Here is a 16,325-nt window from a genome sequence, read left to right on the forward strand (position 1 = left end):
GAGTCGTGCACAAACGTGCACGACTCTTTTTTTATGGGGTGATGGCTTACTTAATCAAATCTTATGACGAGCATTCTCGTTCTACATTAGTGATTTGACCGCATCAGCAATACCTTCAATTAACATTTGACAGCCAATCATTGCCAATATTAATCCCATCATTTTAGTGATCATATCTAAACCACTTGGACCAAGGTGCTTCACTAAACGATCGCCAAAGATAAACACAAAATAGGTAATCGCACACATGGCCGCAAAGGCACACAACGTAATGACGACTTCGATAAAACTACCTGCCATTGAGTAGTTCATCGCTGTGGAAATGGTTCCTGGCCCCGCAAGAATTGGCACTGCTAGAGGAGAAACAGCCACACCCAATGCGGCGCTTTTTTGCTCAATTGAAGTCGCTTTTTCTTTTGTTTTTGAATGGGTCGTATCACCTTGTAGCATTTTCAAACCAATTTGAAACACGATAATGCCCCCGGTAATTCTTAGGGCATAGACGGTAATTCCGAACATATCAAAGACAAGTTTACCCGCAATAGAAAAAAAGAATATCACGACAAACGCGAGCACCGTTGCTTTCAATGCGGTGGCTTTAATCGTGGAGTTACTTTCACCTGAAGTTAAACTTAAAAATATTGGCATATTCGCCAGTGGGTTCATTATGGCGAAAAAGCCCATAAATACGGTAATACCGTGAATCAAAATCTCTTGCACTTGACTGTCTCTTTATAATTAGCGAGTAAATTTATTGCGGCTATCCGTAACGTTAAAATCATCACTCGTTGTTAAGGTATAGGTACCATATATTGCAACGAGTATTTCTTTAACTGCTTTATGATGGATCCCGTCCATCATGTTCTGCCCCGCATTTAAGACGATCGTAGATAGCAAAGTGACAGCGGTGTTCTGACATAATAGAAAGTGAAACAAAGCATAGTCGATAGAGGAAGGCGACTTGGAGGCTGTTACTTGAACAAAAATACCCGAATAGCGGAGTAATCTGTAGTGATTCCTCCACATCGGGCATTATTTTTGAAAATTACTTTTGCAATTTGAAAGGTGAGCAAACCACCGAGATAAATCGATGGTTTGCTTTTTCGACAAGACTAAATGAAGCCTTTAGTGCCTTATCATTCGTTCATTACGCGCAATGAAAAACGCTCACTGAAAAATGAATAAAATTAATCTTCTTTCAGACACAACACACAATATGTACCATCTTCAATTTCAGCACCTTCAACCTCATGTTCGAAACCAGGGAATCGACTGTCCCACTCACCCAGTTTAACTAGGTAGTTAATTTGTGGGCTGTCTTGCTCATCAAATTTCTCACCAGACATCATCATAGGAATGCCTGGTGGGTAAGGCATTACTGCGTTCGCCGCGATACGGCCATGCAGTTTATCTGCTGGGACAAGTTCCACTTGGTCTTTAACTAGACGTTGGAAAGTCTCACGTGGCGTTAATACTGGCTCTGGTAGTGACGAGTAAGCACGGTTTAGTGATGTACCTGGATCTTCATTCTTAATGAAATCAAACATTTGATCACCTAAGTCTTTAAGACCTAAACCTGCGTAACGCTCTGGGTTTTCTTTGACCAATTTAGGAATAGCTTGCTCTAGCGGCGTATTTTCGTCGTACATACGCTTAAAGTTAAGCATCGTATTCACCAACGTTGCCCACTTACCACGCGTAACACCAATACTGAACAGGAACATTATCTGGAAGTCGGTAGTACGTGTTGGAACGATGCCGAATTGGCCTGCATAAGCCGTAAACAGTTCCGCTGGAACCCCTGACTCTTGAAGGTTACCATCTTCATCCATACCCGGAGTAAGTAGACTCACTTTAACCGGATCAAGCATCACCCAGTTTTCTTCTAAATCAGTAAAACCATGCCACTTGTCTTTAGGGTCTAGACGCCAGCACCCCTGCTCTGTTGACAGTAGATCTAGAGGCGCTTCTTCAAAATTAAACGTTTCGCCAGTGGCAGGATTAGTGACCACTTCTGCATTCCAAGGTTTAAAGAACCAGTCACCTTCTGCTGCGTGTTTTTTATGCACACGGCCGATCGCTTGACGGAAACCAATTGCTTCTTCAATCGCTTCATTAGTCAGTAGTTTACCGCCGTTTCCGTCCATCATTGCCGAGGCAATGTCGTTTGACGCCACAATTGAATACAGTGGAGAGGTCGTCGCATGCATCATGTATGACTGGTTGAAACGGTCGTGTGGGATTGAATCACGGCCTTCACGCATATGAATGTAAGACGCTTGTGATAGTGCCGCTAGCAACTTATGCGTTGAGTGTGTCGCAAAGACGGTTGGTGCGTTTTCATCACCTTTTGCATCGTCACGCATCGCGAAGTGCTTGTCGTAAATAGGGTTAAAACGTGCATAACCATACCAAGCTTCATCCATATGTACACGTGGCGCGCTTTGACCCAGAAGATGCTCTGCTTTTTCTGCGTTGTAACATAGGCCGTCATAAGTACAGCTGGTTAATACAGAATACACCGCCTCTTTGTTGTCTAAGTCTTTAGTCAATGGGCTCGTATCGACTTTATTTTTAATACTTTCAGCAGACATGTCACTCGCCGGTACCGGGCCGATAATGCCGTACTGGTTACGTGTCGGGACTAAGTACACTGGGCGAGCACCAGTCAGCATCAGACCTTGTTCAACCGACTTATGACAGTTACGGTCACAGATCGCGACTTCATCTTCAACCATACACGCTTGCATAATGGTACGGTTTGATTCAGAGGTACCACCAACCACGTTATAAGAGCGATCAGCACCAAACACTTTCGCCGCGTATTTTTCACTTTCGGCGATAGGACCAGAGTGATCGAGCAATGAACCTAGCTCACCACGTTCGATACCCATATCGGTACGGAACAGGTTTTCGCCATAAAAGTCAAAGAACGCACGACCAACGGGTAGCTTAGTAAAAGCGATACCACCTTGGTGACCAGGTGCAGACCAAGAGTGCTCTTTACGCTGCGAATACTTCGCCAATGCCGCTGCAAACGGAGGAAGCAGTTGATCACGGTAACGCGTTACCGCTGCAATCATACGTCCTGCGATAAAATCTGCAGTGTCTTGCAGCATCCAAACGAATTCAGTGGTTTTTTTCATCACCTCTTCGTCGATCGATTTTACTTTATCGCTGTGCGTCGCCATAAGGAATACGGGAATATTAGCATGACGATTAGACAGTTCATCTAGAATGAGCTTAGCGGCAGCATGGTCATCAACACCATTTTGCAGCTCCCAGTCCAAAAATACACCGTGGATAGAAGCATCTGAAGACGCTGTTGCGATCCCATCATCAAGAGACCTAGCATATACAACTGTCACATCGCGCATTTCCAGCTCTTCAATCAGCGCTGAAACGTTACGAAACATGCTAGTGTTTGATTCACTATCATCAATCACTAAAACTTTACTTTTAACGGGTTTATAACCAGTAGAAATCATGAGTATTCCTCTATGCGCTATTTTTGTGGAGCGCGATTAAAATTTGGGGGGAAAATAGGTGAAGCGACATCTGCATCACCTTTTAAATGTATTACTTCAAACAATATAGGCTGTAGTAGGTTTCACCCTGCTCGCTAGTTTCAATTTCGACACCGTGAGTATCGTGTTCAAAACCTGGGAAACGTGCATCAAAACCTTGAAGAGCCAGTAAGTAGTCAATGACAGCCGTGTTGCCCTCTTCTACTTTTTCACCAGGCATCATTAATGGGATACCAGGTGGGTAAGGCACCACTTGCACGGCAACGATCCGACCGACCATATCTTTAACAGCCACTCGTTCAACATTGCCTTTCACTAGCTGACCGTAAGTTTCACGTGGGCTCTTCACTACGTCAGGCAGTTGGGTAAATGCGTTATCCATATGCTCTAGCATGCCAGTCGTCGCAATCGCTTGGTGCATTTGCTCAGCAAGATCTTTAATCCCCATGTCTGCATAACGCTCTGGATGTTGTTCAACCAAGTTAGGCAGCACAATGCTCAACGGGGCATTAGCATCATAGTGACGTTTAAATTCCACCAAACCAGAGATCAATGATCCCCATTTGCCTTTAGTCGCACCAATAGAGAATAGAACCAAGAATGAGTAAGGTTCGGTCTTCTCAACCACAATGCCACGGCTAGATAGGAATGAAGAAACTAATGTCGCGGGGATACCACTTTGTTCTAGTTCACCATCGATATTCATACCTGGAGTCAGTACCGTTGCTTTGATTGGGTCAAGCATGCAGTAATCATCACCTAGGTCACCAAAACCGTGCCATTTTTCATTCGGTTTTAAACACCAGCAACTTGGATCAGTTTTTAATTTATGGTCATCAACTTGAGCAAATGGCACGCCGTCAATCGTGTCAGGCTGCCACATGTCAAACCACCAATCGTTTTGATCACGTTGTTCAATTTGTTGCTTAATGTTGACGATAGACTTACGGAACGCAACCGCTTCGCTAATACACTCATCAGTAAGATACTCACCCGAGTCATCCATCATCTTCGCTGATACATCAGTCGAAGCAATGATGCTGTATTGTGGAGACGTTGATGTGTGCATCATAAACGCTTCGTTAAACAGTGCAGGTTCAATTGGCACTTTACCTGAACGCAGGTGAATCATTGATGCTTGAGAAAGTGCAGCAAGCAACTTGTGAGTCGAGTGAGTAACTGAAATCGTTGCGTCATCTGGATGACGTTCGCCACGGTGCATACCATAACGACCTTCATACAAATCATTGAAACGCGCATACGCATACCAAGCTTCATCGTAGTGAATGCGCGGCACTGATTCGCTTAATAGTCGCGTTGTAGTTTCAACGTTGTAGCACAAACCGTCATAAGTCGAGTTGGTTAATGCTGCAAGTACAGGCAGTGTCTCTTTGTCTGTAACGATTGGGCTTTGATCCATTTTCTGTTGGATCGCCTCTGGCGTCATTTGACTTGAAGGTACAGGGCCAATCACACCACGAACATTACGCTTAGGCACCATGTAGATAGGCATTGCGCCCGACATATTCAGCGCATAGTTGAGAGATTTGTGACAGTTACGGTCAACTAACACCGTATCGCCATCCGTCACTGCTGAATGGAGGATAATTTCATTACTTGATGAACTACCGCCGACAGAGAAATAAGTGTAATCGGCACCAAAAACACGCGCTGCATTTTTTTCTGCTTCTGCAACAGGGCCGTTATGATCATTCAGAGAGCCTAACTCTCCAACAGAGATCGATAGATCTGAGCGCAACATTTGCTCGCCGTAAAAGTCGACGAAGGCTTTACCTACCGGCGTTTTCATAAACGCAGTGCCACCAGTGTGACCAGGGGTATGCCATGAATACTCATGCGAGTCATCGAAGTTAACCATGGCGCCAAAAAATGGAGGCAAAATGGTATCTAAGTAACGCTTAGCTGCTGCTTTTATACGTCCAGCAATAAACTTAGGGCTGTCTTCGGGGACATAAATCACCCCATCCATCGCCTCAACGAACTCTAGCGTCAGTGATGAAGAGTAACTTTTAGACATACCTAATAAGATTGGAATACCCGCACATCGTGAGCGAATATTTTGAATTGTTTCAAGCGCTAGAGCCGGATCCATTTGACATAGTTGCCAACTAATAATCACAGTACTATACGCCGGACTTGAAGAAGCACACGTTGCAAATTGATCTAATGTTCTGCAATGCTCAATATTAATATTATCTTGCTTTAAATAGACAGAAATTGATTCAACACTTTTAACGTTTGCATTTTCATTACTTAAATCAGCCACTAATAATACTGGAAACTGACTAGCCAAGCGTTCTGGTAAACTATGGGTACTCATATTCACACTTGCTCCTAATTAGAAATTTATTTATCGAGGGGTAACCTGTTGAGCCGAATTATGTTGAACAAACCGTTGATACATAAATCTCATTTGAAGGATCAAATCATCACTTAACAGTAGTCGTATAAAAATACAGCATAAAATCCAAAACCAAAGTCCATTAGGAATACAGTGACATGCGTCTATAAAACTGAATATACAAAGGAAACTGCGTGACTCAAACCACAAACTATCAACTAAGCTCATAGTATATTTAGATAAAGTCAAATATCTCCAACACTCGCCCAGCTCAGTAAATAATCAAAAACACGCCATTTGATGGATCACATCATCTAAACGAGATTATCAACTAGCAACTTAGTCCCCTAATATTGCGCCATCAAGTTTAGTCCACTTGTACTGAGTTATGGTCATAAGTAATGAAGATTGAGTGAACCTTTTATTTCCAAAAAATAAACATGTTCTTAAATGCACTCAATTTAATTTATCTCACTGAGCTTAACAACGGACAGTCAAATACTTTCGTAAAGAGTTTATTTAACTCTCTATTAGATATATGTGTTTTTTATTTCTTTTCCCATTGAGTTAATGACTAAGTGGGGATGCAATTTTTATTAATTTAAACTCTAGGAGCTTAAAATGGCTGATTCTAGTAATAAAAAGATGACGCTTACCGGACTAACTACGTTAGTTGCGGTAAACATGATGGGTTCGGGCATTATCATGCTTCCATCTTCTATGGCACAAATTGGTGCGGTATCATTACTTTCATGGATCATTACGGCTGTGGGTTCGATGGCTATCGCCTACTCATTCGCTCAGCTTGGTGTATTTTGTAACCGTTCAGGTGGTATGTCAGCATATTCTGAAGAAGCTCATGGTAAGTCTAGCTTCTTCATGGCGTCATTCTTGTATTATCTCTCATTGGCTATCGGTAACGTTGCGATTGCTATTTCTGCAGTCGGTTACTTAACTCCGTTTATTCCTTGGCTAGGCACTGGTGCAACTCCTTTGTTTGTTGGTGTTGTCGGTCTGATTTGGCTAACTATCGTGGCGAACTTCGGCGGTGCGCGTTTAACGGGTAAAATCGGCGCTATCACGGTCTGGGGTGTGATCATTCCTGTTGCAGGTTTGGGTATTATTGGTTGGTTCTGGTTCTCAGCAGAGACCTTTGCACAAGCATGGAACCCACATAACCTTGAGTTCTCTGACGCTATTGCACAAAGTATCCCACTAACATTATGGGCATTCTTGGGTATGGAATCAGCCGCTCAAAACTCAGATGCTGTTGAAAATCCGAAGAAAAATGTCCCACTTGCATGTCTGTTCGGTACGCTCGGCGCTGCAGTTATTTACATTCTGTCAACAGCAGTAATCTTTGGTATCGTTCCAGATGCTGAGCTAGCAAATTCTAGCGCTCCATTTGCATTTGTTTATGCTCAAATGTTTAACCCATTTGTTGGTAACATCATCATGGCACTGGCTGTTATTGCTTGTGTTGGTTCGCTTCTGGGTTGGCAGTTCACACTGGCTGAAACTGCAAAATTCACTGCCGATTTCCGCATGTTCCCTAAAGTGTTTGCAAAACTAAACAAAGCAGGTGCACCTGTAATGGGTATGCTGATTGCAGGTGTCATCCAAACGGCCTTCGCCGTAACCACAATGTCTCCTGATGCTGCCGCGCAGTTCAGTAAACTGGTTGACCTAGCAGCAGTAACCAACATTGTTCCTTATATCACTGCGATTTCTGCACTCGTTATTGTGATGAAGAAAGCAAACGTCACTGGCAAAGCATATAAACTGAATATCGTTTGCATGCTGGTTGCCATTATCTACAGCGCATACGCACTCTATGCATCAGGTATGGAAGCGGTATTTGGTGGCATGGTAGTCATGATGCTTTCTTATCTTCTTTACGGTTTCATCGCTTACCGTTTTGAAAAAGACGAAACGGCTCAAGCGTCCGTCGAATCAAATAGTTAATCAGTGAAATCGAACGATACCACTTATGTTGATTAAAGAATTAGGAAAAATAGTTATGTTGAATAAGAAATCATTGGTACAGAGTGCATTGGCACTTTCCGTACTACTTCCTGCGACAATGAATGTGGCTTTTGCCAATGAAAATAGCCTAACATTTGGTTACCTTGCTGATGAAGCACCATTCTCATCATTGAGCCAAGTCACAGGTCAACCTTCAGGTTACGCCATTGATCTTTGTAAGGCAGTTGCCAACTCAATGGACGTAAAGAGCAGTAACATTAAGTTCGTCCCTGTTACTTTAGATTCAGGGCTACAAAAGCTTTCAAACAATGAAATCGACGCCTTATGTAGCGCAGTGACACCAACGGCAGAACGTCGTCAGCAAGCGAGCTTCTCGCTGCCAATCTTCCAAGGTGGCGTTAGCGCGGTTTTGAATCAAGATGCCCAACAAGACTTAAAACGTGTACTTGAAGGAAAACCTGCACACCAAGGTCCTAAATGGCGTGCAACGGTAAACCGAGGCCTTGCTAATCACACTTACGTTGTTCACAAACAAACCGTGACAGAAGCTTGGGTGAAAGAGCAAGTGAAACGCCTAGGTGTGATTGCTAATGTTGTAGCTGTAGATACTCACCAACAAGGTCTCGCCATGGTTAGCTCTGGCAAGGCAGACGCCTATTTTGCTGAAGTTGATTCTCTCAGCAGTGAAATGACCAAAGGTAACTATGACAATCTAGAACTGTCAGGTCGCGTTTACCAAACGGCACTACAGTCACTAGCATTGCCACGCAATAACGACGATTTCAGATTCGCTGTCGATAAAGCATTGAGTGATGCATATAACAGCAATGGTTTCGCTGAATTGTATCAAGGTTACTTTGGTCATCAGCATTCTGAAGGTCTGGAAGCGATCAAATATTTTTCTTTGAAATAAACCATCGCTAAATAACAAACCTACTGTCGGACCACCCAACAGTAGGTTTGTTAGCTAGCCTAAATTGCAAAGCATTGATTGAGCGATTTGATATGTAATTTGCAATTCAGGTTGGACAAAACCGTTAAGAGCATATGGCAGCAACAAAGCTATTGGCGAGTATTGCAATAACAACCATGCCTTGTCGAACCACGCATTCAAATAATTTTCGAGTAACGTTTAAGATGACATCAACAACACCGACTAAAACCAAATCATTAGGGCTATGGACCTGTACCGCACTGATCATCGGCAACATGATTGGCTCAGGCTTTTTCATCGCACCTGCCGCACTTGCTCCTTATGGAACCGTAGCCATTATTGGCTGGGGTCTGATGGCACTTGCCGCGGTTTGTCTTGGAATGGTATTTGCGCGCCTGGCACGTATTGCCCCAACTACTGGTGGTCCTTATGCCTATACTCGACTAGGTTTTGGCCGCTTTACTGGATTTTTAGTCGCTTGGGGTTACTGGATTTCTATTTGGGCCTCTTTACCAGCGATGGCCGCAGGCTTAGTCGGTTATCTCAACAGTTTATTTCCCGTGTTACAAGAAATGCCCGCGGCCAATGTTTTGATCGGATTAGGTTCCATTTGGTTGATTGCAGGCATTAACATTAAAGGGGTCAAAGAAGCGGGTCTATTTCAAGCGGTTACTGTTTATACCAAGTTAATTCCTTTCATTGGTATTAGTGTGTTTGGTTTGTTTTGGGTCGATTGGAGCCACTTTGCGGTTCTTAACCCAAGCGATCAACCCTTCTTCAGCGCACTGGCCGCCACTGCACCGCTGACTATGTTTGCCTTTTTAGGCATTGAGTCCGCAACGGTCCCTGCTGGTGATGTAGAAGATGCCGACAAAACCATTCCACGCGCCACCATTTTAGGCACGTTAGTCTCATCAATGGTGTACATCTTAGGTACCACGGTCGTGCTGGGCGTACTGCCAAGAGAAGTCTTGATTAACTCTAGCGCACCGTTTGCAGATGCCGCGGATGCGATGTGGGGCTCTACCGCGGCAACCATTATCTCTGTTGCCGCCATTATCTCATCCCTTGGAGCGATAAATGGCTGGACACTGCTGATGGGGCAAGTGCCAATGGCTGCGGCTCGCGATGGCGCTATGCCAACTGTATTTGCAAAAGTAAACAAGGCAGGTTCGCCTAAATATGGCATTTTAATTTCTGCTACCTTGGCGAGTCTGTTACTGATTTTTGACGTATCAGGCGGCAAAGAGATGGCGACTTTTTATAACTTGATCGTCGATTTGTCCACCGATGCGGCAATGATCCCTTACGTATTCTGCTGCGCTGTAGAGGGAATTCTATACGTCAAAAAAGATAAGCTATCTAAGGTTCTCAATATAAAAAGCTATATTCCTGTGGGGACGGTTGCCTTTGTCTTTTCAGTTGGGACTATTTATGGCAGCGGGCCAACGGCAGGAATGTGGAGCTTACTATTGTTGATGTTGGCTGTGCCGGTTTGGTTACTGATTGAGAAAGAAAAATATGCCGCAAAAAATGCTGACTAACACGCAAAAAAAAGAGCGTCAGTTAATCCAGTTTTCGATAGCGATGGGGACAGTTTATACCATCGCTGGGATAACTTGGGGGATCCTCATTCAATCTGGGATCATCCTTTTTGATGCCATCTACTCAGGGGTGTCGATTTTACTGTCAATGCTGACTATGTATGCCCTGTTAGTGATTAATAAAGACAACAGCTTTGATGCTAACCAGTGTCATAACAGCAGCTTCCATATGGGACGAACCGCGGTAGAGCCCTTAGTGAACATGGTTAAATCTATAGTCATTATTTCTATCTGTTTGTATGCTTTCGTCAGTGCTGTGTTGGTATTGCATCAAGGTGGAGCTGAGAATAATAACGCTTCTTCTGGTATTTATTACGGTATCACCACAGCATTAATCTGTGTAGGCAGCTGGGGCTACCTTAAGTCTTTAGGCCAACAGCATAATGACCTTATTCAAGCCGAATGTGAGCAGTGGATGGTCGATGCCGTCTTTAGCTTGTTGGTGGTGGTCTCTTTTACCATCAGCTATCTATTCAACCAAACAGAATCGTTACAGCATCTCGCCGGTTATGTTGATCCGATGACAGTGATTGTAGCAACGCTGTATTTCATCAAAGTCCCGATCAACAGATTAATAAAAAGTACCAAGGAGCTTCTGGTTATGGCTCCAGACGAGACGATTCAGCAGCAAATAAAACAAGTATTGCAACCATTTTTAGCACAGTATGATTTCGATAACCAAATCACACGAGCAACGAAAACGGGGCGTCAGCTCTATGTAGATGTCACTTTTATCATCGATAAACCCGAGCGTAGCTTTAGAATTGAGCAACTCGATAAAATACGCACAGAAATTGAGTCGCAACTCAAGTTAATCAACGATGACTTATGGTTGACCGTTTCCTTTACCAATGATCGTTACTGGGCCTAGTTACAGTCTGTCATTCTCCTCCTTAAGCAAATAAGAAGCTCTGAAATTATGCAAAACAAAACGTTAGGCATTCTCTATGCCATGTGTGGTGTCTTTATATTGAGCTTTGATAGCGTCTTGGTAAGAATGATTGACACCTCACCATGGACTCTGATTTTTTGGCGCGGTATTTTGTTATCGACAACCATTACCATCCTCACACTTTGTCCTCGTAAAACGGCTCAACAACAAGCTGCGCCTTTCTCCAGCGTCGATGTCATTGGCGGCGTTGCCTTTGCCACATCCACGTTATTTTTTGTACTGTCTGTCAGCAATACCGATGCCGCCAGCACACTCGCTATTTTCAATACCGCTCCTTTTTTTGCCGCGGTTATTGCCTTTATCACTATGAAGGAAAAACTCGCTATCCATACGCTGATAGCAATGGGTGTTTCCATCTCAGGTATCGCAATCATTTTTGATCATGGTTTGGCTGTAGGTCAGGCGCTAGGTGACTATTATGCGCTCGTGGCAGCGATCGGATCAGCGTGTTACCTTGTGTCATTAAGAAAAAGTCGCGGCGTGAATAGTCATACCATTCTTATTATTGGTGGGCTAACCATGGCGGTCATTGCTCTAATCAATGGCGCAACGCCCTCCGAACTAAATCAGATACAATTTAGTTATATGGCGATATTAGGCATTATCGTCGTCCCTTTATCTGGTCTATGTATCGCAAAATCTTCACAGTATTTACCGGCAGCTCAAACCGCACTGATCCTATTATTAGAGTTACTGTTAGGTCCTCTTTGGGTGTTTTTGGCACTCGACGAACAACCCGCAACAGCAAATCTAATCGGCGGCAGCATTGTGCTCATTGCTCTGACTGTTCATAGTATTTGGGAGCGCCTCTGTGAAAGTAAAGCCCCCCTTGCCACTTCCGTTGTTAAGTAAATAAGCGCTTTTTTAACTTAGTGATACCGAGTAAAACAACGTTAACTTTTCATATCAAACCTAAGTGCTAATGATTTTTTGTTCAATTTTCGCTGCTTTTATGTCCACAAACTTAAGCTCAAGCTAGATTTGACGGATTTAGCCCTTCAAAAGTGATTACCTCTCTCGTTTCACTCGAGTTAGATTAGCCATCATTAAAAATAATCGAGAGACAGATCATGATTGATATGCCACACGAACTTGTTTGGGGTGAAGTCTATCTGCCACCGTTACTCGTTACCGTCGCCATTGCCTACGCACTTGCTATGTTGGTGAGTTCGGTAGCCGTCAAGACTGGCTTTCATAGACACGTAGCACTTCCTGCAGTGGTCGAAGTGTGCCTGGTGGTTATTTTCACCGGTATTATTGGCCAATTTATTGCCATATTCTAAGGAAAAAAGAGTGATTAAACGTTACTTCATCACATTACTATTTGTGTTAGGCGCTGGTTTTGTCGTCAATCACTACTATCAAGTTTTTACCGAAAACCCTTGGACTCGTGATGGCCAAGTGTCGGCTTATATTATTTCCGTCACACCTCGCGTAACAGGCCAGGTGACCAATGTTTATGTCGATGACAATACTCGCCTGAAAAAAGGCGACTTAATGTTTCAAATTGACGCCAGTGTTTATCAGGCCGCGCTAAATAAAGCCATTGCAGCAGAGAAGCAAGCCCGTGCCGCCGTCAATAAAGCGATCAATGAAGAAACTCGTGCTACCCGTCTAGAAAAACGCACGCCAGGTGCGGTATCAGTATTGTCGCTTAACAATTTAGATAATGCCGTTGAATCTGCACAGGCTAATCTTGAGCTCGCAAAAGCGAACGTCGAATCTGCGCAGCTGAACCTGCAATACACAAAAGTGTATGCACCTACCGATGGATTCATTACAAACTTTGATCTTCGTGTCGGCTCACAAGTCGTGGCGAACAATCCTGTTGTTGCTCTAATTGATGAAAATAGCTTTTGGATCGAAGGTTACTTTAAAGAAACCGAATTAAAAGGCGTTGATGCTGGCGATCAGGCTTATGTGACATTGCTAACTCACGATGATACTACCCTAGAGGGCACAGTAAAAAGCATTGGTTACGGTATCTCTAAAACTGACGGTAGTACTGGCATTGATTTACTACCAACCGTTAACCCGAACTTTCAGTGGATCCGCCTAGCACAACGTATTCCGGTAAAAGTTCAACTGAATCAGATTCCCGAAGATCTGCAACTGCGCGTCGGTATGACTGCCTCAATTAAAATTATTAAATAATCATAGGTAATACGCCAATGTTTAGTGCAACAACCAAAGATGCGATTAAAGTTTCCCTATCTATTGTGATTACCATCTGTTTATCACTTTGGATTGGTTGGGAAAAACCGTATTGGGCCGCAATTGCGACTGCGGTGGTTGCATTGACCGAAAATGTTGGCTCTTCCATCCATAAAGGCCGAAATCGCTTAATAGGTACTGCCATGGGGATAGCTTATGCGTTTTTTCTGATCGCTATGTTCCCTCAAGACCCGTTCTTATTTTTTACCTTTATGACGCTGTTTTTGGGCGTGTGTGTGTTTATGTCCACCGACCCAGAGTATGGCTATATTTTTCTTATGGCGTTTACCGTCTGTATGATTATTGCCGCGATGGGCGGTTTAGACAGCGCAACTACCTTCAATTTTGCCATTTTAAGAACTCAACAAACCATTCTTGGCCTGATTGTTTACTCTTTGGTCTCCAAATTGCTTTGGCCAATCAAAGTTGGCCATCAGTTTTACCCGATGGTGGAAAATATACGCAACCAACTGCTTACCGCACTAGAGACAAAAGACAACGACACTCGCCAAAAAATGAGTGCAACATTGGCACCTCTGATCGCAAAACTGCAATCGCAACTGCGCATGCCACTTGGTGACAGTTATTCATTGTCACAACACAAACATGCCTGGAAAGTCAGATTGCAAGAATTTGAGATGCTTAATGGTTGGATAAGCATTGAAAGCGATGCCACGATCTTTAGCGAAGAGATGCAACAACATAAGACACGATTAGCGGCGTTTGACGTTGATTCTCCTCAACATTCACTATTGGTAAATGCCGAGCACAGAGCCCTTGCCTTCCAACATCGCAATTGGAAACCACAATACCGTTCATTTGCGCAGCATGTTCATGACGACTACCCAAAGGTTCTGCAAGGCGTTGTCATTTTCTGTACTGCGATTTTCTTATGGGTGTACATCCCTATTCCGGGTGGTGTGATATTTCCAATGCTCGGCGGTACGATCGCGGTAAACTTGCCTGTAATGCCAACCACCGCTCTGCGAGATGTGATCTTATCGATCATCGGTTTCGGGACCGTTGTACTGGCAGAGTATGTGTTTATCATGCCGACCTTTACTCAAGTTTGGCAATTGGCCATATTCTACTTTGTGAATATCTTTGTTATTTGGAAGCTATTTGCAAAACCCAACCTGATGATATTTAGAATATTAGGTACTAACTTAGTGTTGGTACTCACCGCTGGCGCACTTCATTTAACGCCCGTTTACAGCATAGAAACGCCGTTGTTAATGATTCTCAACTTATTGATTGTTTCGTTTTCAGGTAAGTTATTTTTCGACCTGTTTCACGCAACCACACGGGCGAGATAGGCAATGCCGTCGATGATCTTGCACTTAAGAAGCCATCAATGAACCGTGTTCAGTATCGAAAAGAGGCGCTAAAAGCTGCCCTTTCCGTGGTGCTTTGTATTTATTTTGCCCTGCTATTTGGTTGGGAAAAAGCGTACTGGTCAGTGATTGTTATCGTGGTACTGTCGGTAACGAGACATTTTCGCACTCCATTTTAAAGGGGCGCTTAAGATTGCTCGGTACCCTTATTGGCGCCTGTTCAGCAGTGGTTATTATCTCTGCTTTCCACCAGCAAAGAGTGCTGTTTTTAGCTAGCTTATGTTTATATTTAGCCGTCTGTGTTTACCTCTCGACACACCGCAAGACTGGTTATATGTGGTCAACGGCATTTATCGTTTGCGCGCTAACCGCGTCCGTCGGACATTTTGACGACGTCGCGACGTTTAATGTTATGACGCTCCGACTACAAGAAACGATGCTAGGTTTTATTGTTTATAGCTTCGTCAATCAATTTATTTGGCACGTAAATACACAAGACCATTTTTTCAATTTGCTTAATGAAGTGAAGCCCCATTTACTGGACAATCCCCCTCAATCGGATATGAATGATGCTAATATATTGATTAAGCTTGATAAATTAAGCGAGATTTTACAGCTCCCGCTGCATGGTAGTTACCGATTAAAACATCAAAAGTCTTATTGGCTCACGACCGTTTATGCACTAAAAACACTTTATCTGCTGCAAAGTACATACAACCGAACTCAGCTCAACTTGATCGCTCAAGGGCAAACTATCGTCCGCGAATCACTAAAACAGCAACAAATAACGCATGACTTAAAAACTTGGCTTGAACATGCCAATCAGATCGCCACTCCTGAGGCCACACTTGGCGCTTTTGAAGTTAATCACCAAGTACGGATGAAATATGCACTTCAAGCGGTCTCTATATTAGCAACATGTTTATTAATTTGGATTTTTCTGCCTGTACCGAGTGGGTTTTTATTGCCCATGATGGCTTCTATCTATTCAATCGTCCTAGTTCGCCAGCCAGTGAAAGGCGCAATGCAAACTGGGTTAGCATTAATGGTGTGGGGAAGCCTATTCATCTTAGAGTACGCGGTTATTCTGCCAACACTGGATAACGTATTTGAGCTATTGGCGTTTTATTTTATCCATATAGTCGTTATTTGGGCTATTTATTCGAAACCTCAACACACCATTCTAAAAATATTAGCCAGTAATAACTTAGTCATTTTTACGATGGGAGCACTCCAGTTGGTGCCAAATTTTGACATGACTACGTCGTTTTCCATGATCACAGTTCTATTTATTGTTTTAGCGGTAACCCAAATCATTGGTTCGTTGTTCAATCCGTCTCGAACCACAGGCTAACTCTTTATTATCTCAACACATTTCGTTTATCACTAACCTCATCTAAGTTTTGATGGAT

Annotated in this window: 13 protein-coding genes; 10 read left to right on the forward strand and 3 right to left on the reverse strand. The window is 43.4% G+C overall.

All coding sequences use genetic code 11. The annotated features are described in order from the left end of the window. Positions 1–81 precede the first annotated feature (81 nt). The 3 genes from ViNHUV68_RS19485 to ViNHUV68_RS19495 form a co-directional block, all read right to left on the reverse strand. The gene (locus tag ViNHUV68_RS19485) at positions 82–720 is read right to left on the reverse strand and encodes a MarC family protein (protein WP_038176674.1); all 639 of its coding nucleotides are present in this window, start codon (positions 718–720) and stop codon (positions 82–84) included. A gap of 467 nt (positions 721–1,187) precedes the next feature. Continuing rightward, positions 1,188–3,488, reverse strand: a complete 2,301-nt coding sequence (gene adiA, locus ViNHUV68_RS19490) for an arginine decarboxylase (RefSeq protein ID WP_391090803.1) — start codon at positions 3,486–3,488, stop codon at positions 1,188–1,190. 91 nt (positions 3,489–3,579) lie between these two features. Continuing rightward, positions 3,580–5,868, reverse strand: a complete 2,289-nt coding sequence (locus ViNHUV68_RS19495) for an Orn/Lys/Arg decarboxylase N-terminal domain-containing protein (protein ID WP_391091874.1) — start codon at positions 5,866–5,868, stop codon at positions 3,580–3,582. 642 nt (positions 5,869–6,510) lie between these two features. Here ViNHUV68_RS19495 and potE point away from each other — a divergent pair. The 10 genes from potE (at position 6,511) to ViNHUV68_RS19545 (ending at position 16,267) form a co-directional block, all read left to right on the forward strand. Next, positions 6,511–7,854, forward strand: a complete 1,344-nt coding sequence (gene potE / locus ViNHUV68_RS19500; RefSeq protein WP_391090805.1) for a putrescine-ornithine antiporter — start codon at positions 6,511–6,513, stop codon at positions 7,852–7,854. Between the two features lie 55 nt (positions 7,855–7,909). Continuing rightward, on the forward strand, positions 7,910–8,788 hold the full coding sequence (locus tag ViNHUV68_RS19505) for a transporter substrate-binding domain-containing protein (protein ID WP_051686558.1): 879 nt from the start codon (positions 7,910–7,912) through the stop codon (positions 8,786–8,788). A gap of 224 nt (positions 8,789–9,012) precedes the next feature. Continuing rightward, positions 9,013–10,353 (forward strand): amino acid permease, encoded by a 1,341-nt coding sequence (locus tag ViNHUV68_RS19510; protein ID WP_391090807.1) that lies wholly within the window; start codon positions 9,013–9,015, stop codon positions 10,351–10,353. Beyond that, positions 10,331–11,284, forward strand: coding sequence for a cation transporter (locus tag ViNHUV68_RS19515; RefSeq protein ID WP_391090809.1), 954 nt, complete (start codon positions 10,331–10,333; stop codon positions 11,282–11,284). Before ViNHUV68_RS19510 ends, ViNHUV68_RS19515 begins: the two co-directional genes overlap by 23 nt. Before the next feature lie 48 nt (positions 11,285–11,332). Beyond that, the gene (locus tag ViNHUV68_RS19520) at positions 11,333–12,217 is read left to right on the forward strand and encodes an EamA family transporter (RefSeq protein ID WP_391090811.1); all 885 of its coding nucleotides are present in this window, start codon (positions 11,333–11,335) and stop codon (positions 12,215–12,217) included. A 218-nt stretch (positions 12,218–12,435) separates the two neighbouring features. Next, positions 12,436–12,648: a DUF1656 domain-containing protein gene (locus ViNHUV68_RS19525; protein ID WP_038176680.1), complete on the forward strand. Its 213-nt coding sequence runs from the start codon at positions 12,436–12,438 to the stop codon at positions 12,646–12,648. A gap of 10 nt (positions 12,649–12,658) precedes the next feature. Next, positions 12,659–13,519: an efflux RND transporter periplasmic adaptor subunit gene (locus tag ViNHUV68_RS19530; protein ID WP_391090814.1), complete on the forward strand. Its 861-nt coding sequence runs from the start codon at positions 12,659–12,661 to the stop codon at positions 13,517–13,519. A 17-nt stretch (positions 13,520–13,536) separates the two neighbouring features. After that, positions 13,537–14,895, forward strand: a complete 1,359-nt coding sequence (locus ViNHUV68_RS19535; protein ID WP_391090816.1) for an FUSC family protein — start codon at positions 13,537–13,539, stop codon at positions 14,893–14,895. A 38-nt stretch (positions 14,896–14,933) separates the two neighbouring features. Beyond that, complete coding sequence (locus tag ViNHUV68_RS19540; protein ID WP_391090818.1) at positions 14,934–15,092, forward strand: hypothetical protein; 159 nt, start codon at positions 14,934–14,936, stop codon at positions 15,090–15,092. 14 nt (positions 15,093–15,106) lie between these two features. After that, positions 15,107–16,267, forward strand: a complete 1,161-nt coding sequence (locus ViNHUV68_RS19545; protein WP_391090819.1) for an FUSC family protein — start codon at positions 15,107–15,109, stop codon at positions 16,265–16,267. Positions 16,268–16,325: the final 58 nt, after the last annotated feature.

The organism is Vibrio sp. NH-UV-68, from assembly GCF_042940635.1.
GTDB classification, from domain to species: domain Bacteria; phylum Pseudomonadota; class Gammaproteobacteria; order Enterobacterales; family Vibrionaceae; genus Vibrio; species Vibrio pacinii.

Bases quoted from the DNA above. Each gene is read 5' to 3' on its own strand.
- ViNHUV68_RS19520 (WP_391090811.1), top strand. From the start codon at position 11,333: ATGCAAAACAAAACGTTAGGCATTCTCTATGCCATGTGTGGTGTCTTT.
- ViNHUV68_RS19515 (WP_391090809.1), top strand. From the start codon at position 10,331: ATGCCGCAAAAAATGCTGACTAACACGCAAAAAAAAGAGCGTCAGTTA.
- ViNHUV68_RS19525 (WP_038176680.1), top strand. From the start codon at position 12,436: ATGATTGATATGCCACACGAACTTGTTTGGGGTGAAGTCTATCTGCCA.
- ViNHUV68_RS19540 (WP_391090818.1), top strand. From the start codon at position 14,934: ATGAACCGTGTTCAGTATCGAAAAGAGGCGCTAAAAGCTGCCCTTTCC.
- ViNHUV68_RS19495 (WP_391091874.1), bottom strand. From the start codon at position 5,868: ATGAGTACCCATAGTTTACCAGAACGCTTGGCTAGTCAGTTTCCAGTA.
- potE (WP_391090805.1), top strand. From the start codon at position 6,511: ATGGCTGATTCTAGTAATAAAAAGATGACGCTTACCGGACTAACTACG.
- ViNHUV68_RS19510 (WP_391090807.1), top strand. From the start codon at position 9,013: ATGACATCAACAACACCGACTAAAACCAAATCATTAGGGCTATGGACC.
- ViNHUV68_RS19505 (WP_051686558.1), top strand. From the start codon at position 7,910: ATGTTGAATAAGAAATCATTGGTACAGAGTGCATTGGCACTTTCCGTA.
- adiA (WP_391090803.1), bottom strand. From the start codon at position 3,488: ATGATTTCTACTGGTTATAAACCCGTTAAAAGTAAAGTTTTAGTGATT.
- ViNHUV68_RS19535 (WP_391090816.1), top strand. From the start codon at position 13,537: ATGTTTAGTGCAACAACCAAAGATGCGATTAAAGTTTCCCTATCTATT.